Origin of the sequence: Collinsella sp. AM43-1 (assembly GCF_003467925.1) — a bacterium.
In the GTDB taxonomy this organism is placed as follows: domain Bacteria; phylum Actinomycetota; class Coriobacteriia; order Coriobacteriales; family Coriobacteriaceae; genus Collinsella.
Genome location: NZ_QSFR01000002.1, coordinates 72,774 through 97,135, shown reverse-complemented (window position 1 = coordinate 97,135; position 24,362 = coordinate 72,774). Strand labels below are relative to the sequence as shown.

Annotated in this window: 17 protein-coding genes; all 17 read right to left on the bottom strand. The window is 59.0% G+C overall.

Annotation, left to right across the window (positions count from 1 at the left end; translation table 11 throughout):
- Window positions 1-204 precede the first annotated feature (204 nt).
- Window positions 205-936: a D/L-lactic acid transporter LarD gene (larD, locus tag DW925_RS01430; RefSeq protein ID WP_117790214.1), complete on the bottom strand. Its 732-nt coding sequence runs from the start codon at window positions 934-936 to the stop codon at window positions 205-207.
- A gap of 49 nt (window positions 937-985) precedes the next feature.
- Window positions 986-2,263 carry a nickel-dependent lactate racemase gene (gene larA / locus DW925_RS01425; protein WP_117790213.1) on the bottom strand — a complete coding sequence of 426 codons (1,278 nt, stop codon included), beginning with the start codon at window positions 2,261-2,263 and terminating at the stop codon, window positions 986-988.
- Window positions 2,264-3,143: 880 nt separating this feature from the next.
- Window positions 3,144-5,957, bottom strand: a complete 2,814-nt coding sequence (locus DW925_RS01420; RefSeq protein WP_369831893.1) for a phosphoenolpyruvate carboxylase — start codon at window positions 5,955-5,957, stop codon at window positions 3,144-3,146.
- A gap of 258 nt (window positions 5,958-6,215) precedes the next feature.
- Window positions 6,216-7,529 (bottom strand): histidine--tRNA ligase, encoded by a 1,314-nt coding sequence (gene hisS, locus DW925_RS01415; protein ID WP_117790211.1) that lies wholly within the window; start codon window positions 7,527-7,529, stop codon window positions 6,216-6,218.
- A 303-nt stretch (window positions 7,530-7,832) separates the two neighbouring features.
- Entirely contained in the window at window positions 7,833-8,069 is a 237-nt protein-coding gene (locus tag DW925_RS01410) for a hypothetical protein (protein ID WP_199577017.1), read from the bottom strand.
- A 9-nt stretch (window positions 8,070-8,078) separates the two neighbouring features.
- Window positions 8,079-9,371, bottom strand: a complete 1,293-nt coding sequence (locus DW925_RS01405; RefSeq protein WP_117790210.1) for a M20 family metallopeptidase — start codon at window positions 9,369-9,371, stop codon at window positions 8,079-8,081.
- 115 nt (window positions 9,372-9,486) lie between these two features.
- On the bottom strand, window positions 9,487-10,470 hold the full coding sequence (locus DW925_RS01400; RefSeq protein WP_117790209.1) for a DMT family transporter: 984 nt from the start codon (window positions 10,468-10,470) through the stop codon (window positions 9,487-9,489).
- 201 nt (window positions 10,471-10,671) lie between these two features.
- Complete coding sequence (locus DW925_RS01395; RefSeq protein WP_117790208.1) at window positions 10,672-12,861, bottom strand: YhgE/Pip domain-containing protein; 2,190 nt, start codon at window positions 12,859-12,861, stop codon at window positions 10,672-10,674.
- Window positions 12,862-15,627, bottom strand: a complete 2,766-nt coding sequence (locus DW925_RS01390) for a YhgE/Pip domain-containing protein (protein WP_233540206.1) — start codon at window positions 15,625-15,627, stop codon at window positions 12,862-12,864.
- Between the two features lie 508 nt (window positions 15,628-16,135).
- Window positions 16,136-18,160 (bottom strand): molecular chaperone HtpG, encoded by a 2,025-nt coding sequence (gene htpG, locus DW925_RS01385; RefSeq protein WP_117790206.1) that lies wholly within the window; start codon window positions 18,158-18,160, stop codon window positions 16,136-16,138.
- Between the two features lie 202 nt (window positions 18,161-18,362).
- Window positions 18,363-18,863 (bottom strand): GNAT family N-acetyltransferase, encoded by a 501-nt coding sequence (locus DW925_RS01380; RefSeq protein WP_117790205.1) that lies wholly within the window; start codon window positions 18,861-18,863, stop codon window positions 18,363-18,365.
- A 39-nt stretch (window positions 18,864-18,902) separates the two neighbouring features.
- Window positions 18,903-19,553 carry a tyrosine-protein phosphatase gene (locus DW925_RS01375; protein ID WP_055250497.1) on the bottom strand — a complete coding sequence of 217 codons (651 nt, stop codon included), beginning with the start codon at window positions 19,551-19,553 and terminating at the stop codon, window positions 18,903-18,905.
- A gap of 17 nt (window positions 19,554-19,570) precedes the next feature.
- Window positions 19,571-20,308, bottom strand: a complete 738-nt coding sequence (locus tag DW925_RS01370) for a CpsD/CapB family tyrosine-protein kinase (protein WP_117736214.1) — start codon at window positions 20,306-20,308, stop codon at window positions 19,571-19,573.
- A gap of 2 nt (window positions 20,309-20,310) precedes the next feature.
- Window positions 20,311-20,967: a YveK family protein gene (locus tag DW925_RS01365; RefSeq protein WP_055250503.1), complete on the bottom strand. Its 657-nt coding sequence runs from the start codon at window positions 20,965-20,967 to the stop codon at window positions 20,311-20,313.
- Window positions 20,968-21,162: 195 nt separating this feature from the next.
- Complete coding sequence (locus tag DW925_RS01360; protein ID WP_117790204.1) at window positions 21,163-22,587, bottom strand: cell wall metabolism sensor histidine kinase WalK; 1,425 nt, start codon at window positions 22,585-22,587, stop codon at window positions 21,163-21,165.
- 3 nt (window positions 22,588-22,590) lie between these two features.
- A complete protein-coding gene (locus DW925_RS01355) occupies window positions 22,591-23,319 on the bottom strand; it encodes a response regulator transcription factor (RefSeq protein WP_089572665.1) in 729 nt (242 codons plus the stop codon).
- A gap of 64 nt (window positions 23,320-23,383) precedes the next feature.
- Window positions 23,384-24,259 (bottom strand): phosphate ABC transporter ATP-binding protein PstB, encoded by an 876-nt coding sequence (pstB, locus tag DW925_RS01350; protein ID WP_192934545.1) that lies wholly within the window; start codon window positions 24,257-24,259, stop codon window positions 23,384-23,386.
- Window positions 24,260-24,362 lie beyond the last annotated feature (103 nt).

Here is a 24,362-nt window from a genome sequence, read left to right as displayed (position 1 = left end):
CATCCAAATTCAGATTAATATGTTGGGTTGCTTGTTCCAACGCGACTAAATTCCCGCAGCTGGTCGCATGGGGTAACTTCCCAGCGCATTCCGCAGGACGCAAAAAGGCTCGCCGCACGAAGTGCGCAGCGAGCCTTTTTGCATGTCCGAGGACGCGCTGGGAAGTTACCCCATGCGACCAGCGGACAACTATGTAGCCTCAGACTAGAACATGCCCAAGAAACCATGCACAAACAGTGCGGCCAGAGCGGCACCGACAAACGGAGCGATGCCAGGAACAAGCAGGCCGTACTTCCAGTTGTTGTCAGCCTTGTTCTTGATCGGCAGCACCTGATAGGCCATGCGAGGACCAAGGTCACGTGCCTGGTTCATGGCGAAGCCGGTGATGCCGCCCATGCCCATGCCAACAGCCCAAACGATCAAGCCGACGCAGATAGCGAGCATCAGAACGTTCTCGCCGGCGCGGTTAGCGGCAGCAAGGATGGCGCTGATGAACACAAAGGTGCAGATAGCCTCGCAGAAGAAGTTACGAGCATAGTTCGTGCCCTCGGTGGTGGGGTTGGTCGAGAAGATGTTGCGCTGGGCAATGGGGTCGACGACACCATCGGAAGCCTTGAACTCATCGGCATACATAAGCCAAGCGATTACGGCGCCCACAAAGCCGCCGAGCATATCGGCAATCATGAAGGGGATGCAGCTGCTCCACGGCACCAGGCCGACGATGCACTGGGCAAGCACCATGGCGGGGTTCATGCACACGGCACCGCCAAAGACAAACAGGCAGACCGAGATGCCAAAAGACCAAGTGGTGATGGCAAACATGTGGCCGGAGCCCTGATACTTGGTGCCCTTGAGCACCGTATCGCAGTGCACGCCCACGCCAAAGATGATCATGAGTGCAGTTGCGCCGAATTCGCAGAGGAGTTTGGTAAGCATAAAACCTTATCTTTCTTGTCGGTTAAAAACGATTCGTTTAGGCCGCGTGCTAGTGCTGCGCGACGACAACGCCCAGGCCATCGGGAATAACGGCAACCTTGGCATCGGCACCCTTCATCTCAAAGGCGAGCTTGAGCGCCTCATCGAGGGTGTTGACCGGCGTCATGTGCATATCCTTGATCATCCGGTGATCGCACAGGTCGGTAACCATGATCACAGGGTGATGCGCCAGGATGCGGGCAAAGATCTGGCTCGTCCACTGGTCGGGCAGGGCCTCGTCCTTAGGACGGTCGATGCAGGCGCGCTCAAACTCCGCAGGATCGTTGTCGGCGATGTTGTGATAGAAGCCCTCGCCACCGTGACCGTCGGCACAACCGGCGACATCGATAATCACGCCGCCCTCGGGAAGCGTGGCCTCGGCAGAGCACATGCCCTTCACAGCCTGGTAGATGTTCTGGTCGAGCGGGTAGCCGCCGTTGGTGGTGATGGCAATCTCGCACTCGACGGGCTCAACGCCGGCAAGGCTCTTCACGAACTCGCAGCCGGCCTCGTGCGCCTTGTGGATATCGCCGGCAAAGGAGCCGATGACCTCGTGCTTGCCGTTGAGCACCACGTTAAGCACAAAGGCAAGGTGAGCCATCTCGGCGGCAGCAAACATGTCCTCGCTCACGTGGTTGTGGCACAGGTTGCCGGCACGCGAGTGGGAATCATTCACAAACTGGCCGTTGTGGTTGTACATGATGGTCTTGTAGCTGGCGATGCCAGGCAGGACGGACTTGCGGCTACCAGAGAAACCGGCAAAGAAGTGCGGCTCAATAAAGCCCTCGGCAAGCAGCAGATCGCAATCGGCGGCAATCTTGTTGATGATGCACTCGCCACCGGAAGGCAGGGTGCCAATCTTTTTCATCATGCTGTCGTCAGTCGCGACGTGCATAACGATTTCCTCGTTGGCAACAATCTCCTCGCCATACTTGTTGACGAGTTCCTCGTGCGTCGACGGACGGTGCATACCCGTAGCAACCAAAATACGCACGCGAGCCTCGGGTGCAGCGGAATGGATGTGATGCAGCAGAATAGGCATCGTCACACGCGAGGGAACGGGGCGCGTATGATCGGAGCTAATAATGACGATATCTCTCTTGCCAGCACAAAGCTCCTCGAGCGAAGGCGAGCCATAAGGGTTGGCAAGTGACTCCTCTACCAGCTCTTCCTGCGATTTCGTGGTCTTAAACTCGTTTTGATGACCTTCCATCACACCCGCGAAGTTCTTATCCTCGAGCTCCAGATGCAACGTCTTGTGGTCAAACGGCAGTTCACATTCAAACAATGACGAGCGCCCTCTTCCTTTTCAACTGACACACTAGATAAACCGTTGGAAGGATACGCCGCTCACCGAAAAACACCACCGTCCACCGACTCATTAACACAACGTTCATATTTGACCCACAACAAAACGGCCGCGACCCCAAACGGGACCGCGGCCGCCTGTCAAAGACACTATAGACAGGATGATTTACACAGCGCCGAGGCAAACATCTAGCCCGAGACGTGCGCACGTAAGCCATTTTGCATAAATGCGTTAATTAATTGCATAAAATGGCGCATGGATTTCTAGCCGTAACAGGGTAGTGCCCTCCGGAGCGTGCATTTTTGCGAGTATTCAGCATCGCGGGATAAGATTTTGGTGCCAAAAGTCTTTCAAAAGGTAGATAGTCCTCATGGCTCGTCCCATCTGGATGGCATGCGGCGAGAAACCAGCCATATATGAACATCGACAAAGCCCAATCGTCATGCAAAAGCATCAACAGGAGCCGCGAACGTCACCCATAGCCTTATGCACCAATCTTTGGCTGCTGAAAACTCCGTTTTTTGCACGTCGCCCCAAGCACCACCCTCACCCAGCGGCTGATCCGCCGAAGACCGGACATCGCAGGGCCCGCCATTAGTTTACTTTTAGGCACACTCCGCAGGACGCAAGAAGCCCTCGCCGCACTCCACGCTATGCGCGAAGCGCGCCTTATTCCCTTCAGCTTTAATCCCAGAAGACCGAGGACGAAGGGGCCCGATGGGTTTCCCTCTGAATGCATTCCGCAGCACGAAGCCCCCCTATCCACAGCTCCGAAGGAGCAGGATAAGGGGGCTTCAAGTGCGAGGACGCATTCAGAGGGAAACCCTTCGGGTCCCGGTGAGAGCCACAGGGCTATCGATTACCCCGTGTTTTGCAATCCTGCCGAGACGCCGGTCACAGTCGAAAGAATCAGGCTCATGTACTCGGCCTTCTTCTCCTCGGCCATCTCGTCCTGGTTCATACGCACCTCGCGAAGGGCGCGAACCTGGGCGATGGACAGGGCGTCGACGTAGGGATTACGCACACGGACGGCGCAGCCGAGCACACGGCGGCGCTGCAGCGGCCATTCGTCACCGACGATGGCAAGAACCCACTTACGCGTGAGCTGCATCTCGGTAAAGACCTTCTCGGACAGATCCTGGCGATCGCCCAGGTGCAGATACATCTTGGCGATGCGCTGGTCGGTCTTGGCGATCGACATCTCGATGTTGTCGATAAAGGTGCGGAAGAACGGCCACTCCTGGTAGGCAGCCTTGAGCTGGTCAAGATCGCCCAACTGCTCGCAGGCGGTGCCCAGGCCGTACCAAGCGGCCAGATTGATGCGCGCCTGGCTCCAGCTGAAGATCCACGGAATGGTACGCAGGTCGTCGAGCGACTTGGCACCCAGACCGCGCTTGGCCGGGCGCGAGCCGATCGGCAGCAGACCGACCTCGGTCAGCGGCGTCACGGTCGAGAACCACGGTGTAAAGTCCTCGGTGTTCAGCAGGTCCAGATAGCGCTCATGGCTTACTGCGTTGAGCTTCTCCGCCATATCCCAGAACTTCTGCGTGGTCTCGGTGTTGGTTTTCTCGACACTCGGGGCCGACTGCAAAAGCGTTGCGGCGGCAACGGACTCAACATGGCGCTGAGCCAGCGTGCGGTTGCCGTAACGGGCAAAGATGACCTCGCCCTGCTCGGTGAGCTTGAAGAAGCAGTTGACCGAACCCTTGGGCTGCGCCAGCACGGCCTTGTTGGCCGGGCCGCCACCACGGCCCACGGCACCGCCGCGACCGTGCATGAGCACCAGATCGATATCGTTCTTCTCGGCCCACTTGGCAATACGCTCCTGTGCGGAGTGCAGCGCGAGCATAGCCGTGGTAGGACCGGCATCCTTGGAGGAGTCGGAATAGCCCAGCATGACCTCCATGCGACGGTTGGTCTGGGCAAGGCGCTTTTGCACCACGGGCAGCGTAAGCATCTGGTCGAGCACGTCGACGCAGCCCTCGAGGTCCTCGAGCTGCTCGAACAGCGGGATCACGTCGAGCTCGGGGACATCCTCCTCATGCGCAAAGGACAGGTGGGCAAGCTCAAAGACGTCGGCCACATGCTGGGCGCTCTTGGTGAACGAGATGATGTAGCGGTGCGCCATCTTCTTGCCGTAGCGCTTTTGGATGGAACCGATAGCGCGGAAGGTGTCGATGACCTCGCGCGTCATAGGCTGCAGGTCGCCATGGATACCGTTCTCGTGGATATCCTTGAGGGCGCGGGCGTGCACCACGGAGTGCTGACGGAACTCCATCTCGACCATATGGAAGCCGAAGGACTCGACCTGCCAGATGATGGTCTGGACCGGGCCGTAGGCAGCACGGACGGCACCGCAAGCGGCCAGCGAGCGCTGGACGACACGCAGGTCCTCCAGGAACTCATCGGCGCTGTGGTACATGGTATCGGTGATACGGCGCACGGTGGCGTTCAGACGGTCGGCCATGACGAGCATGACGGCGCGATGCGGCTCGTGCTCGGAAATCAGCTCGGCGCGGGCCGTGTAACGAGGGCTCATCTCGACCTGATGGTTCCACAGGTTCATGAGCTCTGCCGACGGCTTGCTGTAGGCGGCCTCGAGCGTAAGGTTGCGGCCGATGCGGCGGCACTTGTCCTCGAGCTTGAGCACCATGTGCGTGAAGTACTTGGCGGCGACCTCGCGGCTCACCTTGGCGGTAACGTTGGGGTTGCCGTCGCGGTCGGAACCGATCCAGCTGCCGGGATGGAAGAACGCCGGGCACAGCGGCGGCACGGTACCGGCCTTGTCGCCCAGCACCCAGTCGTCAAAACGACGGTAGATGACGGGGATCACATCGAACAGTGTGTTATCGAAGATGTCGATGATGGTATCGGCTTCCTCGACCGGCGTGGGCTTCTTGAGCGCGATGGGGCTCGTACGCACCAGAGCGTCGATCTCCTGCAGCATATGGCGCTCGTTCTCCACCAGGTCGGAGCCGCCCAGGCGCGGACGCTCCTCCAGCAGGTTGGAGATACGGCGAATCTTGCCCTCGACGGCCTTACGACGGGCCTCGGTGGGATGTGCGGTAAAGACAGGGTGGAACTCGAGCTTGCCGAGCAGCTCGTTGGCGCCCTCGACACCCATCTCGTTTACCAACTGGTGATAGGCGACGGTGAGCTCGTTGGCGGGATCGACCTCGGTATCGGTCGATGCGCCGGCCTCGCGCTCGCGCAGCTGCGCCACACGGTAGTTCTCCTCCGACAGGTTTGCCAGGTGGAAGAAGCTCGTAAAGGCGCGAACGATGACCTGCTGCTTATCGAGCGGCAGACTGTCGATCAGATCGACGACCTCACGGAATGCCACGGCGGTGGGCTCGTCGGCGGTGGGCACGCCCTGCTCGTCGACGGCCTCGTCGGCAGCACGGGCGCCGGGGTTTCCGGCATTGGCCACAATCTCGGCCGTCAGGATCTTGTCGAACAGGTCCGCGATCTCGGGATCATACTCGCTAAGCACACGGCGCTCCAGGCGCAGGAACAGCGCCAAGTTGTCGCGCAGCTCCTCGGGGATCTCGATCTCGGCGAGACGCTCCCTGGACTCGGCATTCGAGCCGATTCGGTTAACGAGGCGGTTGACCACGGCAGCGACGCGCGCCGCGGCTTCGGGTACAGACTGGTTGCTTAGGTTCTCAGCCACGTTTCCTCCCATTCCTCCTTCTATGCACGTAACATGCGGTATTCATTATAGGCACTCGGCAAAAACTTTCGGCGCTGATTGCGCTTTACCACACAAAAGTATTTTCTGCATTGCAAGGGTTTTTGCCCTAAATGGTCGTATTTCTCGGTGGGCGGCATACGTAAATGGGGGCATTCCGCATAAAAGCGAAACACCCCCGTAACAATCGCTCGCAATGAGCTGGGCACCTCAGCGGCACTACAGCTCAAAAATCATGCGCTACAGGCGCTCGCGAACCGCCTCGACCACGTTGGCCAAATCGACGAGAACCTCGTCGTGACTCTGCATGTCGCGCACCTTGACCTTGCCGGCGGCAAGCTCGTCGCCACCCAGGACCAGGATGAGCTTGGCGCCCACCTTGTCGGCCTGCTTAAACTGGGCCTTGAGCGAACGGCCCTGGTAGTCGGCCTCGGTCACGATACCTGCGGCGCGAAGCTCCTGCGTAATGGTAAAGACGTTCTGGCGCAGCTCCTTGCCGGCGTTGGCGACATAGACGCACGGGGCCTCATCGGCACCCAAGTCGTTACCAAAGGCCTGAAGGGCCAGCAGCGCACGCTCAAAACCGACAGCGAAGCCGACGCCCGCCGTGGGCTTGCCACCCTCGAGCTCGACCAGGCCATCGTAGCGGCCGCCGCCGCCGATGGAGCCGACACCGGCACCGGGAGCCTCGACCTCAAAGACGGTACGGGTGTAGTAGTCCAGGCCGCGCACCAAGGTGGGATCCTCGACATACTCGATACCGGCGGCATCCAGATAGCGCTTGACCTGCTCGTAGTGCTCGCGGCACTCGTCGCACAGGTTGTCACCCACCAGCGGGGCCTCGGCCATGATCTCGCGGCAATGGTCGTTCTTGCAGTCGAAGGCACGCAGCGGGTTGAGCTCGGCGCGCTCACGGCACTCGTCGCACATCTCATCGGCATGGTCGAGAATGAACTGCTTAACCTGCTCGCGATAGGCCGGACGGCATTGGGCATCGCCCATCGAGTTGATAAGCAGACGAAGCTTGGAAAGATCGAAGCCCAAGCGCTTGTAGAACTCCATGAGCATGATGATGCACTCGGCGTCTGCCGCCGGATCGGGAGCGCCGAGCCACTCTATGCCCACCTGGTGGAACTGGCGCAGGCGGCCCTTCTGGGGACGCTCGCCACGGAACATGGCCTCGGCGTAGTACGCCTTAAACGGCGTGGAGCCCTGGGGCACCAGATTGTTCTCGACGACGGCGCGCACCACGCCGGCCGTGCCCTCGGGGCGAAGTGCCAGGCGCTGCTTGGGCTTGAGTTTGGTGTCGGTGCCCTCGGTAAAGACGCGCTCCAGGTTGGCACCGCTGAACACGCGGAACATTTCCTTGCGCACGACGTCGGTCGACTGGCCGATACCGTGGACAAACACGTCCACCTGCTCGATCGCGGGCGTCTCGATGGGTTTAAAACCAAACGGCTCGAACACGCCGGCCGCAATCTGCTGCATCTTTTGCCAGGCGCGCATCTCGGCGCCGATAAGGTCGCGGGTTCCCTCCGCCTTCTGTGCCTGCATGGGCAAACACCTTTCTTTTGTATCGCGTCATAGGTAATGGTCATTATACGGCACAAACGCAAACAGCGGCGGCGCGTCTGACCGAACGAGGGTATGGGGACTCGTTCGGCCAGACGCGCCGCCGCGACAGCCGATCCGCTTTCCTCCGACCCCTTCGGGTCACATGATCTGTTAGGGACGGAGGAAAACGGATCATTCGTAGGCCCGTGGCCGCCTTGAAAACCGAATGATGGTACGAGCATCCATTCGGCTTCCAGGGCAACCACGGACAGAACGGGGCGAACAGAAAAGAGCGACGGACGTCTACTCCCCCGCCACGCTCGCGCGCAGCTTAGCCGCGATGGGCTCGGACGCCAACAGGAACACAAGCATAACCACGGAGCACATCAGGCACACGATCCAGGTGCTCGCAAAGGAGCCCGTGACATCGAACAACACACCCGAGACAATGGCGCCTACGGTGCCGCCGACCATCTCAAGCGAGGTGATGGTGCCCGTGACCTTACCCAGGTCGGCCATGCCCGCAGGCTTGAAAGGCAAGGTTGGGTGCTACCGGTGGTCGGCGATATAGCCCAAAGCGACGGCGGTATAGGCCGCGGCACCGAGCGGCAGCTCGGCATCGTTAAAACGTGCCTTGGGATGGTGCTGGGCAAAGTGTTCGTCCGTGTCGGTTACGGCCGCGCCCACGGTAAAGTACGCACTTGGGATCTTGCTCGAGATAAGCGCGAAGTCCTCACTCGCCATGGCATGGAAAAGCGGCAAGAAAGCCGTCTTGGGCAGCACTGCGCCCACGTAGCCAAGCGACGCCTGAGTCATATCGCTGTCGAGTACAAGCGGCGGAACATCCGAAAGCGTCTCGATGGTCGCCGGCGTACGATAGGTCGTAGCAACGCCGTTAACGACCTCCGCGATGCGGGTCTTTAGGTGAGCCATGAGCTCAACATCAAAGCCGCGCAGCGTTCCCTCGAGCACGCAGGTGTCGGGGATGACGTTGGCCGCCAAGCCGCCGGCGAACTTACCAACGGTAAGTGCGACTTCCTTGGCCGCCGGCACCTCGCGGGAGATAAGCTCCTGGAGCGCCAGGTGCACGTGGACGCCGGCCGTGATGGGGTCGATGCAGATCTCGGGGCTGGAACCGTGGCCGCCCTTGCCCTGGAGCGTGATGCGGAAACCGTACACACCCGAGAGCGCCGGGCTGCCGTAGAGCACCAGGCCAAGCGGCGACTGGCTGTTGACATGCATGGCAAAGGCCGCCTGAGGGCGCGGGTTCTCGAGCAAGCCGTCGGCGATGGCAGCGCGTGCTCCCTCAAAGGTCTCCTCGCCCGGCTGGAACAGCAACTTGACGGTAGCGTTGGCCTCCACAAGCTCGGCCTCGCGGGCCTTGAGCAGGCGCGCCGCACCAAGCAGGGCCGTCGCGTGCATATCGTGACCGCAAGCATGCATGCAGCCATTGGTGGATGCAAAGGGCTCGCCGGATTCCTCGACAACGGGAAGGGCATCCATATCGCCTCGGAGCATGACGACCGTTCCGGCCTGCTCGTCCTTGCACGTGCCATTGCCCTGAGCGGCCGCACCGGCACCGATCAGGCCAACGACGCAGGAACCGTCGACTAGCGTGGTATGGGGGATGTCCATCTCGTCCAGACGTGCCTGGATATAGGCAGACGTCTGCGGAAGATTGTTACCCAGCTCGGGCATCTGGTGTAGATCGTGTCGCCATGCAGCGAGCTCGTCTGCAAAAGCCTGAGCTTCTGCGACAAGACCGTCACCGATAGCGGCCTGCGCCGCCGCGGTGGCCTGGGGCGCTGGTTGCGGTTGAAAATCGGACAGAGCTGATGCCATAGAAGCCCTCCAGTAACGTTTTTGCAGCACGCACTTTGATAGCGTAAAGTGCAAGGTACAACTGTAAGGGCATGACATAAAAATGCCGCCCTGGGAGGGCGGCGCAACAAGTTGTTTACAATTGCGGGTGTGATTTTCGGCGCAAGAAATCGAAATGCGTCTCGCTCAAGATAATCGAAAGAAAGATGAGCGCGAAGCCGGCGAGCAGGCGCGAGGTGAGCGCCTCCCCCATCAGCAGCACCGAGAACAGCACGCCCGAAGGCGACTCCATCGAAAGGAGCAGTGAGCCCGTCGAGGCCGAGACATGCGCCAAGCCGACGTTTTGGATGAGCAGAGCCGCGCATGTGCAACCAACCGAGAGAAACACCATCGCGCTGATAAAGCTCGGCGTCCACACGGACAGAGGCGCTTGGGTCTCGAATAGCAGCGACGTTGCCAGGCTCAGCACGCCGTTGCCCACAAACATCCAAAACGTGATGACGTTGATGTCCATTTTGCGACCGTACTTGGCAGTCACCGCCATCTGGATGGCGAAAAAGACCGCACCCGCCAGCGTAATGACATCACCGATGTTGAATTCAACGCTATCGAGCGCCACCAAGCCAATGCCCGCCAAGCACAGCAGCGCCGCGCCCAGGTTATAGCGGGTGAGTTTTTCGCCGCTCAGAAAATAGCTCGCGAACGGCACAACGATGCAATACGTGCCCGTCAAAAAAGCATTCTTGCCCGCCGTGGTGTGCGCCAGACCGACTGTCTGCAGGGCGTAGGCGGCCCACATAAGTGCGCCCATGCCAAGTCCGACGATAAGGTTGCGGGCGTTGAGGTGCGCGATGATGCGCTTGTGGAAGATGAAAAACATGACCAACGCCGCAGGCAGAAAGCGCACGTAGAGCAGTTCGAACACCGGAATGGTGTCGAGCGCGTCCTTCATGGTCGTAAAGGAGTAGCCCCAGACGACTGCCACCGAAAGCAGCAGGACTTTCCAGAACAGCGGCGAGCGAGCGCCGGCGCCGCGGGAGGTGCCGCCCGCGCCCAGGTCCTCGCGAGCAACAGGGCTATCGGGCATCATTTCGATATTGTCAGTGGCATGCTGGGCCATAGGGCATCCTCGCGCTCAATCTGGGCGTGGTGTCCGCACGCGCATGGCTGCGTGCCGCCTCATGGTCAAATAAAAGCAGGGCGCACCGGACCCCCGGCACGCCCCGCTACTGTAGCAACAACCAAGCAGCCCGTGCAATTCACTACGCTAAAGCATCGGGTTGGAAGATCTCGATGTTCCGACGGCGTTTACGTTGCTGAACTAAATCAATTTGGTTGACTCCAGTTTTTCGATGATCCAGTCGTTGGCTTTGATGACCGGGCGGCGGAAGACGACGCCCAGTGCCAGCGACGGAATCAGATAGCTCGCCAGAATGCCTAGCTCAATCCAGTACTCCATGTGGTACGCACCGGCCATGGCGGCATGCATGGCGTTGATGCCGTGGGTGAACGGCAGGAACGGATAGATCGCCTGGAACACGGGGCCGGTCATCTCGATGGGGAACGTGCCGCCCGAACCGCCGACCTGCATGACCAGCAGCACGACGGCGAGCGCCTTGCCGATATCGCCAAACGAAACCGTAAGCGTGTAGACGATATTGGAGAACACGAGACTCGCGACCCAGCCCGCCAGCACAAACTGCAGCGGGTCGTCGCACTGGATGCCAAAGAACAGGATGTCGCCCGCACACACGAGCGTTGCCTGCAGCAGGGCCAGACCGCCAAAGAACAGGTAGCGGCCCAGGTAGATCTCGTGCAGGCGCACGGGGATGAGCTCGTTGATGAGCTCGTCGTCGACCGAGACCTTCATCATGGCCGCCAGCACAATCGAGCCCACCCAGAGCGACAGAATCGTGTAGAACGGTGCCATGGCCGAACCGTAGTTGCGGATCGGATAGACCGGCTTGCGATCGAGCGCGACGGGGCCGGAAAGCGACACGGCCAGACCCTCGGGATCATTGCCGATCATCGTCTTGATCGTAGCGAGGTCATCCGACATCAAGGCGCCGTCGAGCTCGTCCTTAAACGCACTGATCTTGTCCGACGCCTCGCCCAGCTGATCAGAAGCCTTGTTGACCAGCTTTGCAGCCTTGGAGAGGCCCTTTGCCAGCGAACCGGATGCGTCGGTCAGGCCAGCAACAGCACTATCCAGATCGTTCGAAATACCGTTCAGCGAATCCAAAACGCCCGAGATGGTCTTCTTGAGCTCCTTTGCCTTGGCCGAAAACGTAGAGTCGTAGTCAGTCTTGGCGCCCGAGATACCAGCCTTGGCATCCGCGATTGCCTGATCGACCTCGGCACGCGACTTATTAACCTCTGCCATGCTGTCAGAGAGAGACTTCGCGGTGGCCGTCAAGTCCTTGGCGTTGTTGCGATACTCCACAGCAATCCTGCTCAGCGATGTTGCCACAGACTTGAGGCTGTCCTGGAGTTTTTCGTCAGTCACCTGATCGGCAAAGCTGCGGAGCTGGTCGGCCGTGGCGTCGATATCGTCGGCACGCGTGTTGAGCGCCGCCGCGGCATCGTTGAGCTGGGACACTGTAAGGTCGACATGTTGATTCGCGGCATCAAATGCCTTCGCAAGCTCGGCGGACACGTTGTCAAACGAGCCCGCGCTTCCGTCAATCGCGGCATTGATGGCGTCGTTGGCGTCCTTCAGCGCTTCCTTGGAATCGCTAATACCGCTCTTGACATGCTCCATCAGCTGCTTCGTTGACTCATCGACCGTGCCCGTCTGCTTGAGCATGCCGCTCGCCGACGTCAGCGAATCGGACGTGGAGCTCAAAATGCCCGCCAGCGACGAAGCATTTGCCCGAACGTCTCGCAGGTCCTCAATCGAATCGCCGAGCGTCGAGGACAGGTTGGCGATAAAGTTACCCACCTGGTCGGTGCTCATGTAATCGAGCAGGCTGGACACCGTCTTAAGACCGATCGTCGTAATGGTCTCGGTAAAAGTTTTGTTAACCTGGCTCTGGACGGCGCTCGAACCCTTCTCGGTCACGATCTGCGCAATGGCGTTGGCCTTCTGATTCTCGTAGAACTCGATATCGGCATGCTTCACGTCGGTCGAGAAAAGCGTCATCATGTCAGCGCTAAACGTTTTGGGGATAACGACGGCAGCATAGTACGCGCCCGACTTAACGCCCTCGATAGCCTTTTCGCGATTGTTGAGCACAACCCAATCGAAGCTCTCGTTGCCGCGTAGGGTGGCGGTCACGTTTTCGCCCACGTTAACCTCGACGGGGATCAAATCGCTCTCGTAACCCTCATCGGTGTTGACCACGGCGATCTTAAGATTGCCGGTGTTGCCGTACGGATCCCAGCTGCCGGCGATGTTAAACCACGCGTACAGACACGGTACGATAATGAGGCCCATCACGACAACCAAGCCGATCACGGAGCGAGACACGTTTTGGACATCGCGCTTAAACAGATGCAGGATGTTCTTCATTTATGCCTCACCTCCTTTGGAGTGCTTGCCAAGCGCGGTGGTATCTCCATCATTTGTGGCTGTGCTGTCGCTGCCCTGAGATTTATGGTGCGAGCCAATATGCGGCAAGCGGCCCGTGGACTGATCGCCGCCCTTGGCACCACGCTCGCTGGCGTTGAGGCCAAACATGTGGCGGGCGGCAGGAATGGCGGCCGTGTGTTCGCGCATCTCGCGACGCAGGTCCTCATCCGAAAGCGCCGAGATGCGCATCTGGGTATTGAGGCTCGCTCGGATATATTCGATATTGATAAGCCAGCCGCAGATGGCAATAACCGAGATGATCCAAATGACAAGCAGGATGATCTTGCCGTTATTGTCGATATCGAGAACCGTCGACAGGACAAAGAGCAGGACCTGAACGCCCACCACGGCGGCAAAACCGCCCTTGATGTAGTACGGGTAGCGATGTTCAAAGGCGACCGCATGATCGAGCAGTTCGCGACGGTACGAATCGGAATCGAGCATGACGCGCATGGCCGTGCGCAGCGAGTAGCGCTGGCGCGGCAGGTCGTTGGACTCGCAAATCATCATACCGGTCGTGGAGAGCTGTTTATCAAAGAGCAGGTTAAGGTTGAGCAGCAGCGGACGCAGCTGCAGGCCGATAAAGAGCGCCACGATCAAGAACACGCCCAGAATGCACAGGTTAAACAGGTAGTTGAACGAATACATGCCGCCGACCGTCTCGCGCAGCAGATTGATGCCGTAGGTAAAGGGCAGCAGCGGGTGCAGCCACTGGAAGAAGCCGGGCATCATCTCGATGGGGTACATGCCCGACGAACCCGGGATCTGCACGATGACGAGAATGACGCCGATAGCCTTGCCGATATGCTTAAACGTGGTGGACAGCGCATAGATGATATTGACGTAGGTGAACGAAATGGCGATGCCGCCCAGCACGAACAGCAGCGGGCTGACGCACTGCACGCCAATCACCAGATCGCCTACCGTAACGATGATGGCCTGCAACGCGCCCAGGATCACCATGAGCAACCAGCGGCCAAAGTAGCCTTGGCGCGCCGTAAAGCTGCCAACACCTTCACGGTCGACCTCGAGCTTGTAAATGGCGATGAGCACATAGCCGCCCACCCAAAGCGCCAGATTGGTGTAGAAGGGAGCGATGCCCGAGCCAAAGCTCTTGACCGGATAGATTGACTTGGACGTCAACTCAACCGGAGACGCCATGAAATCTGCCACGTCATTGACATCGACGCCCATCAGATCGGCCAGCTCGCCCATGGACTCGGAGGTCTGCAGCGCCGCGATGTCATTGGCGGCGGTTGCAAGCTTGTCCTGGACCTTGGCAAGCGAGGAATCGGTCTGGGACAGCGTGGTCTTGGCCTGGCCGAGCGTAGCGCTAAGCTGCGCCAACGTGCCGCGCGCATTTGCAAGTGTAGGTGTCATACCCGAGACGATACCGGTCAGGTCGCCCGAAACGGCAGCAAAAGAGTCGAGCGCGCTCGAGGCCTTCGGCAGCGCGTTTTGGCCCAAGTCCGTCTGGGCTTGGCCAAGGTTGGTCGCACCGGTATGAATTGCGTTATTGATAGCGTCACTGGCACCCGAAACAGCCGCTGCGTCATTCGCCATGGCGCTCGACTGCGCGGACAGACCGTCCTTGATGCTCTGAAGCTTTTCATTCTGCTCTCGAAGCAAATCGATGGTCGATACAATGCGCGCGTCAATTTCCTCGGAACCTGTCGACGTGTCATTGGCGAGAATCTCCAAGTGCCCGATAACGGCCTTATTGTGGTCGATCGTCGCTTGAAGAGACTCGAGCGAGTTGTCGATACGGGTGGTCGTAGATGTGACCGCGCCCGTCAGCTTGCCGATGGCAGCGTTCGCAGAGGCCGACGTCTTGGTGAGCGCAAGGCTGCCTTCCGAGAGCGCCTTGGAGAGCGAGGTGATGGAGTTGCCCGCCGTGGTGCGAGCTTCGCTCAGCAGGTCGTTGCCCTGGGAGATCGCCTGCGTCAGCGACGGTGCCTGGCCTTGCAAGCCGGCAAGTGCCGCATCAGCCGAGGCGATAGCGCCACTCGTCTTATCGATGGCGGCATTCATATCGCCAATCGAATCGCGCACCTCGCCCAAGGTGTCGGACGCCTCGGACACCGAACTTGCCAGCGAGTCCTGAGTCTGGGTTGCCTTGTCCTTTAAATCGACACCGGCATCCTTGGCGATACCGGCAACAGTCTTGCCTACCGTAGAGACAAATTCCGAGTTGATCTGCTCCTCGATGGTGTTTGCACCGGTATCGGTAACCTTGGGCGCAATGGCGCTCTTCTTCTCATTGACGTAGTACGTGAGCTTGGGCTGATGGTAGTTGCCGTCGAGCATCGAAACCAGGTTATCCGAGAAGTTCTTGGGAATCACGATAGCGGCATAGTACTCGCCGCTCTCGACGCCCTCCTTGGCATCGGCCGTCGAGTCGACGAACGTCCAGCCCAACTGATGATTCTCCTTGAGCTGGTCGACCACTTTGTCGCCAGCGTTGAGCTCACCCACCAAGTCGTTTTGGGTGCCTCGATCGTTGTTGGCGATAGCAATCTTGATGCCTTGGGTGTTTCCATACGGATCCCAGTTTGCCACGATGTTATACCAGGCATACAGCGAGGGAATAACGCACACGCCTAGGGTAACCACCAGGGCGACGGGGTTCACAAGCAGTCGCTTAATGTCGCGCTTAAATATCGCAAAGGACACCTTTGCATTGGATAGTTTGCTGCCGAGACTCACGCTTGGACCATCCATCCTGTCGTTAAATCGAATCGTACTATCGACAACCATTGTAGTAGGCGCTTTAACGTCTCAAAGCACAATGGTGTTGAGTTTTGCGGGTAGCAATATACTACGAAGATGAGTTAACGTACAGATGTACAGTATCCTAAATTTCAGCAGGTCACAAAACCACAACCCGCACAAATTAGCAGTCCGGATAAATAGTCATTGGGGACGTTCTTAAACGGACTAGTCAAACAAGAACGTCCCCAACGACTAAGGAGTGTCCCCAGGTGTCGGTAGAAAAGGAACGTCCCTAACTGCCGCATCGCCAACGGCTACCAACAACAAAAACGCCGATGTTTTGGCGCAGACAGCGAAAGCCCGCCAGAGCGAGCAAGGTGCCTTGAAACGAGGCGGCATTGACCTTCTGGTCATGCCGCCGAAGCTGAAAGGCAGATTGCCGCCCTGGCGGGCTTGCAGCGTCGAGTAGTTACGCGGTTCGTAGAACCGCGTAACTACCAAACTACATAAGTTCGCAGACAGCCGCCGCGAAGGCAACGGGGTCCTCGGGGAGGATGCCCTCGACCAGCAGGGCCTGATCGTAGAGCAGGCCGGAGTACTGCTTGATCTTGTCGGCGTCGCCCGCCTTCTGAGCGGCGACGAGCTTGGAAAAGACCGGGTGCTTGGCGTTGAGCTCGAGCACGCGCTGGCTCTTGGGCATGCCGTCGGGCGCGCCCTCGGGTCCCTTCTGGAGCACCTTCTCCATCTCGAGCGAAAGTGGGCCCTCGGTGGTGATACAAGCGGGGGCATCGGTCAGGCGCGCGGAGACGGCGACTTTCTCGACCTTGTCACCGAGCGCCTCCTTCATAGCGCTAAAGAGGTCCTCGTTCTCCTTGGTGGCGTCCTCGGCCTCCTTCTTCTCGTCCTCGGTCGCCAGGTCAAGATCACCGGTCGCAACGTTCTTGAGCTCTAGATGACGATCCTCGACCTCGGGCTCGGCACCGTCGGCCACAGCCTTCTCGGCAGCCTCGCGGGCAGCATCGTCCTCGTAGATCTTGGGCATATCGGCGGCAACGTACTCACGCATAGCCTGGAACGTGAACTCATCCACATCCTGCGTCAGCAGCAGCACGTCATAGCCGCGGTCGAGCACGCCCTTTACCACGGGCATCTTGGCCAAGCGCTCACGCGAGTCGCCGGCGGCGTAGTAGATGGCCTTCTGATCCTCAGGCATGCCCTTGGCATACTCGGCCAGGGTAATCATCTTCTGTTCCTTGGCAGACCAGAACAGCAACAGGTCGGCGAGCTCATCGGCCTTCATGCCATAGCTCGAGTAGATGCCGTACTTAAGACCGCGGCCAAAGTTCTCAAAGAACTTCTCGTAGGCCTCGCGGTCGTTGTCACGCATATCCTCAAGGTCGGCGGTAATCTTCTTTTCCACACGCTTGGCGATGGCCTTGAGCTGACGGTTCTGCTGCAGCGTCTCGCGCGAGATGTTGAGCGACACGTCGGCGGAATCCACGACGCCGCGGACAAAGTTGTAGTAGTCGGGCAGCAGGTCGTCGCACTTCTCCATGATCAGGACGTTGGAGCTGTAGAGCGCCAGACCCTTCTCGTAGTCCTTGCTGTACAGATCGAACGGCGCGCGTCCCGGCACAAACAGCAGGGCATCGTACTCGAGCGTGCCCTCGGCGTGGAAGCTGATGGTGCGCGCAGGATCGTCAAAGTCGTGGAACGTGGACTTGTAGAACTCGTCGTAGTCCTTCTGCTCAACGTCGGAGCTGTGCTTCTTCCAGATCGGTGTCATGGAATTGACGGTCTCGAGCTCCTGGTAGTCCTCGTACTCGGGCTTGTAATCGTCGCCGGCGTCCTCGGGCTTGGGTTTCTGGCGGCTCTTGGACACCATCATCTGGATCGGGTAACGCACATAGTTACTGTACTGCTGAATCAGGCTCTTGAGACCCCACTCGGTCAGGAAGCGATCGTAGGTCTCGGCCTCGCCGTCGGCATCGAGCTTCTCGTTCTCGCGCAGCGTCAGGATGACATCGGTACCGTGCTCGGCGCGCTCGCCGTCCTCGATGGTGTAGCCCTCAAGACCGTCGGATTCCCACACATGGGCGACATCCTCGCCGTAGGCGCGGCTGACGACCTTCACATGGCTGGCGACCATAAAAGCCGAGTAGAAGCCCACGCCAAACTGACCGATGATGTCGACATCGGAGCCCTGCTGCTCGGCGTTCTCGGTCTTAAACTCCTCGGAGCCGGAATGGGCGATGGTGCCCAGATTGCGCTCCAGCTCCTCGGCGGTCATGCCAATGCCGTTATCCGAGATGGTAATGGTGCGGGCGTCTTTATCAAAGGAGACGCGAATGGCCAGGTCGCCCTGGTCGATCTTGACGCTCGGGTCCTGCAGGCTCTTAAAGTTGAGCTTGTCGACGGCGTCGCTCGCGTTAGAGATAAGCTCGCGCAGGAAGATTTCCTTATTGGTGTAGATGGAGTTGATCATGAGGTCGAGCAGTTTTTTGCTCTCGGTCTTAAATTGACGCATGTGCAGTCCTTTCGCGCTACCCCCGTCCGCAAAAACGGCCCGGTTGCCCGAGCCGCATTGCAGACCTGCTATGTTCAGACTTAGATTTTATAACCCATTAGCGCGCATATATACATACGGAATCGAAAAACTGTATGTCCAAACGCTCTGATGCACCAATTGCCAAGGAGTGTCCCCGACTGCCGGCAGGAAAGGAACGTCCCTATCTGCCATCTACGCGCTTGGCCATCCAAACATGGGGCTGGCCCTCGTCTTCGTAGTCCACCGGGGCAATCTGCGTGTAACCCGCCTTGGCATAGAGTGGTAGCACGTATTCCTGCGCGTGCAGCTTAATGAGCTTGGAGCCGGCATCACGCGCGCACGTATCACTGGCCTCGACAATCTTGCTCGCCAAACCGCGACGGCGCATGCTCGGCAGCACGGCCACGCGCCCCATAATGTAGGTCTCCCCCGCCGCGACGCCTTCGTCCAAGTCGCACGCCGGCAAAACTGGGGCTTCGGCATCTGCCGCGTACTCCAGTTCCTCGGGAAACACGCGCGAGCAGCCGGCAAGCTCGCCGTCTACATAGAGTGTCACATGAATGCAGTTCGGATCCTCGTCGATAGCGTCGAACTCATTCTCGTAGCCCTGCTCGTCCATAAAAACGACGCGGCGCACCAACGCCGCGTCGTCAAAGCATCCCGTCTTAAGTTGGATATCCATAGCTGCCCTTTCATTCAACGCGAACGTTAGGGACAGATTTTAGCGAAAATGAGCTCCGCGCACGCTAAACTTCGCGCGAGCCTTCGCCAGACAGTCGTAATGACCCACGTTATGGGCATCGCTCGCGATGAAGCTGTACAGGTTCTGATCGAACAGGCGCTGTGCCGGCTTTTTCTCGCGACCAAAGCGACCGCCGGCAATAAAGTCCGCCGAAGCCTGCAGCTTGCAGCCCATATCGACCAGGCGCTCCGCCACGCTTACATCCTTTTGAACCGCACGATAGCGCTCAGGATGAGCGATGATCACCTGATAGCCACGGCACTGCAAATCGTAAATCGTGTTCTCGTACTCTCTAAACGCATACGCATCGGCATGCGTCGAAAGCTCGAGCAGAAACTCGTTGGTCCCATCGAAATGCAAGTGATCCGCGGCATCGATACCAAGCTCAACGAGCTTTCGATGGTTGACCTCGAAGCCCATCTGGAGCGGAAAACCGTCAGCGTTATCGCGCAGCAGCTCAAAGGCATCCCACATCTTGTCGTAATCAAAATAGGGATCACGGCAGTGAGGAGTGCAAACGATTCTGGTTACACCGGCCCGCTTGGCAGCCTCGAGCATCGCCAAGCTCTCTTCGAGATCGGCGGCGCCGTCGTCTACACCCGGCAAGATATGGCAATGAATGTCACGCATAGGTCAGCCTTAATCAACTAAACGTTTGCTCGGTTGGTGAAGATGCCCTTTTTGGAAGTGCCCTGATCGTCGGAGCCCTTCTTAACCTTCTTACCGTCCTTGGTGTAGTAAGAATAATAGTACTCGCTGGTCTCGGTCTCACAGTAATTCATGACGGTACCGATGAGCTTGACCTTCTCGGACTTCTTAAGCTGGGCGATAGCGTTGAGCGCCTCTTCGCGCTTGGTAAAGTCCTCGCGCACCACGAACAGCGCGCCGTCGGTCAGGCTGGCAATCTCGGCAGCATCGATGAAGGTGCCGACCGGAGGAGCATCGAAGATGACGTACTGGAACTTAGCAGACAGTGCCTTGACCAGCTTGGCAAAGCGATGGGAGACGATGATGTCGGCAGGATTGGGAATATGCGGCTCGGCATCGAGGAAGTAGAAATTCTTCTGACCTGTCTCGACAATCGCCTGGTCGATAGAAACCTGCTCGGACAGGACTGCATAGAGTCCGCCGCGGGAGCGGACGCCGAGCATATCGGCAAGGGACCTGCGACGCATATCAGCCTCGACCAGCAGGACACTCTTGCCGCTCGTGGCGATTGCCTGAGCAAGATTAATGGAAACCGTAGACTTGCCCTCGTTGGGAATCGAGGAGGTAACGGTGATGGTGCGAATGGGGTCGTCCACGCTCGCAAAGCGGATGTTGGCCAGAAGGGTCTTGGCGGCATTCTGCACAACGAGCTTATCGGTGTTCTTTGCCTTAGCCATGCCTATTTACCACCTTTCATAGCCGGAATTCGGCCAACAACGGGAATACCCAGGAGCTCTTCTGCCTCTTCGGCACCGCGGATGCGGGTATTGAGCATGTCTGCCAAAACGACATAGGCAACTGCGATAAAGATACCGGCGAGGAACGCGACGGCAATATACAGCGTGCGCTTGGGGCCGCTGGGGGCTTCGGGGGTCTTAGCCTCGTCGATAACGTTGATGCTCTGGGCAGCGCCGACGTTCTGAGCGACCGTACTCACCGAGCTGGCAATGGCCTTTGCGACCTCAGCCGTCTCCTTGGCATCGGTGCCGGTAACCGAAAGCGTAATGACACGCGTGGTGGTCTCGGAGGAAACAGACACCTTGTAGTCATCCAAATCGGTGAGGCCCAGTTCTTTGGCGGCGCCGCTCTTAACGCTATCGCTATCCAGCAGCGTGGCGATATCGTTGGAAAGCATCTGGCTCGCCGAGAGATCGTTGTAGCTCATCTGACCGCTATCGTCGGTCTTGGCGAGAATGTACATGCTCGTCGTCGCGGTATAGGTGTTGTCCATCGCAACGAAGGACACGATGCCCATGGCGATCGCGCAGACCACCGGAAGGGTGATGACCAGCTTGAGGTGCTTCTTCAGCAGCTGGAACAGTTCGAGAAGGGTCATGCAGCTTGCCTTTCATTTCCCCAGTTTGGATTGACAAAACTGTCCGTATGTTATCGCATCTTTTTACCGAGACCAAACTCTATACATAAGAAACAGGCTCTCCTGTAAAAATGTCGGAAGCAATCATAAAATTGCACAACAACGCCGCACCCGAAAGTCAAATGCGGCGTCTACATCAATATCTGTGTTGTATCGCTATGCGAATGGCTCGTCCTGCTGTATGGGAAACGTCACCGTAATGGTGGTTCCCACGCCCAACTCGCTCGACAGATCAAGCGTGGCGTGATGATACAGGGCCGCATGCTTGACAATGGCAAGCCCCAGGCCGGTTCCGCCGCGTGCCTTGGACCTACTCTTGTCCACGCGATAGAACCGCTCAAATACCTTGCCCTGTTCTTCAGGCGCGATACCGATTCCCGTGTCGGCGACAGCGAGGAACGGATGGCCTTCGTCGTTGGTGCCGCACTGCAGCGTAACCGTACCGCCGGGCCGATTGTAGCGGATGGCGTTGCTTGCCAGATTATAGATGAGCTCGTCGACCAAGCGCGACACGCCTTCGATGACCACAGGCTTGGTCTCATGACTTATCGTCACATTCACTTGACGGGCGACCTGTTCAAGACGCTGCTCAACCGCGTAGATCGCACGCGAGAGCTCAATAGGCTCCGTGGACCCAATGGGCACTGCCTCGCCTTCAGTTGCACGTTCGGCCTCGTCCAAGTTAGACAGCGTAAGGATGTCGTTGACAAGCGCTGCCAAGCGGCCCGCCTCACGATAGATGCGACCGCCAAAGTTGCGCAGGTCGTCCTCGCCCTCGACCATGCCATTTGCGATGAGCTCGGCATAGCCCGAAATCGCCGTAAGCGGCGTCTTGAGCTCATGGGTGATATTCGCCGTGAACTCGCGGCGCATACGGTCGTTGTCCGCTAGCACCGCCATTTGGCGCTTGAGTTCCTGGCGCTGCGACTCGATGCGCTCAAGCATGGGGACCATCTCGGCATAGGCGTGCTCATAGCTACGGCGTGGGTGATCCAAATCCACCTCTTGCAACGGCGCGATGATGGCACGGGACTCACGGCGCGCCATAAAAAACGAGAGTACTGCACCCGCTGCTGCGATAAGCAGCATCGGCGCCAGCATCGACAGCAAAATCGCCGCAACGCCAGGCTGGGCCTGCGCCAAGCGAACGACCTGGCCGTTATCAAGGGTGACGGCGCGATACAGCATAATCTCGTCGAGTGTAGAGCTTGCGCGCTCCGCGGAACCCGAACCACTCTCAAAGGCCTCGATGACCTCGGGGCGATCGCCATGGTTGGGCAGTGTGGAAGGCGACGCCTCGTTGTCGTAGGCAACAGATCCGTCCTTATTGATCAGCGTGATACGAAGATCCTCGCGATCGAAGCTTCGCAAGAACGGAATGGGCTCCTGCTGCTCGTCGAGAGCGGCAGCAATGAGCTCGGTTTCCTGCGCCAGATTGGCACTCGTGGCATCCGCCAAAGTGTTTTGCACAAAGAACGCACCCAGCACCGTAAACGCCACGATAACCGCCATGGCGCAGACAAAGATCGTCACAAAAACGCGGTGCGACAGCGTATGTTTTCCCTGGGGGGCGAAGACCACGGGTTACTCCTCCGATGCGGTGGCCGCGGTGTCGTCGCCTTCGGCACCATCACCGGCAGAAGGCTCGGCCAGGCGATAACCCACGCCGCGCACGGTCTCGATGGCGCTGGCATGCTCGCCCAGTTTTTGGCGAAGCGTCTGCACGTGCACGTCAACGGTGCGCGAACCGCCGTCGAAGTCCCAGCCCCACACGCTCTGCAGCAACGACTCGCGGGTAAAGACCACGCCGGGCTTGCGCATGAGGTACTCGAGCAGGTCGAACTCGCGCAGGGTGAGCTTAAGCGGCTCGCCGGCAACGGTCACCTCGCGATGGCTGGGCGAGAGCACGATGTCGCCCACGCTGAGCACATCGCTCGCCTGCTTGACCATGCCGCCGCGACGCAGCAGTGCGCGGCAGCGGCTCGCAAGCTCCATGAGCGAAAACGGCTTAGTCAGGTAATCGTCGGCACCGCCATCGAGCGCCATCACCTTGTCGAGCTCGGTGTCCTTGGCGGTAAGCATCATGATGGGCACCGTCGCCGTCAGGCGATCGGCACGCAGACGACGCATAATCGCCAAGCCATCGGTGTCGGGCAGCATGATATCGAGCAGCACAGCATCGGGCACCCGTCGCGCCACGGCAGCTTTAAACTCGCCATCACACGAAAAGCCCTCGGCCTCGATTCCCTGCTTGCGCAGCGCGTAGACTGTCAAATCCCTGATGTTGTCATCGTCCTCGACGTAATAGATCATGTTGAACCCCTTTGCGGCCGATATGACCGCATCTTAACCCTAAAGGCACCTGTAAAAGACAGCGTCAGCCAAAACGCCCCGTCAAATAATCCGCGGTGCGCGGATCGGACGGATTCTTGAAGAGTTGCGCGGTGGGCGCGTGCTCCACCAGCTCACCCAGCAAAAAGAACGCAACCGAATCGGAAATACGCGCGGCCTGCTGCATGTTGTGCGTCACGACCACCAGCGTGCAGGTCTCCTTGAGCTCGCAGGCCAGCTGCTCCACCACCAACGTCGACACAGGGTCGAGTGCCGAGGTCGGCTCGTCCATCAGCAGAATGTCGGGCTGCACGGCAAGTGCGCGGGCGATGCACAGGCGCTGCTGCTGTCCACCCGAAAGACCCAGGCCCGACTCTTTGAGCTTGTCCTTGACCTCGTCCCACAGGGCAGCGCGACGCAGGGAGTCCTCGACCAGCTCATCGAGCACGGCGCGGTCGCGCACACCCATACCGCGAGGACCGTAGGCGACGTTGTCGTAGATGCTCATGGGAAATGGGTTGGGGCGTTGGAACACCATGCCCACGCGCTGGCGCAAACGGCAGATGTCGCAATCGCCCAGGATATCTTGACCATCGAGCGCAATCTTGCCCTCGATGCGGCAATCCTTGATGCCGTCGTTCATGCGGTTAAAGCAGCGCAGCAACGTGGACTTTCCGCAGCCCGAAGGCCCGATGAACGAGGTGATCTGCTTATCGCGGATCTTGATATTCACGTCCTTGAGCGCATGGTGGTCGCCATAGAACAGGTCGAGGCCCTCGACGTCGATGCGCGTCGGCGAGGCGGCAAGATCCTCTGCCGTGGGGCGAGTCGCATCCCCAACCTCGCGCTCATGCGCGGCCTCGGCCTGCGCTTCCATGAGTTCTTCAAGCTCCGTGGGCTCCACAGCCGCAGCAGCCGTCATACCGCACACCTCCATATCGATATCAATTCAGCAGTATCGATAGTAGGAATCGCGGCTCATACGCACGTGAGCACATTGTCAAGTGTTTGTAAGGGCACGCTAG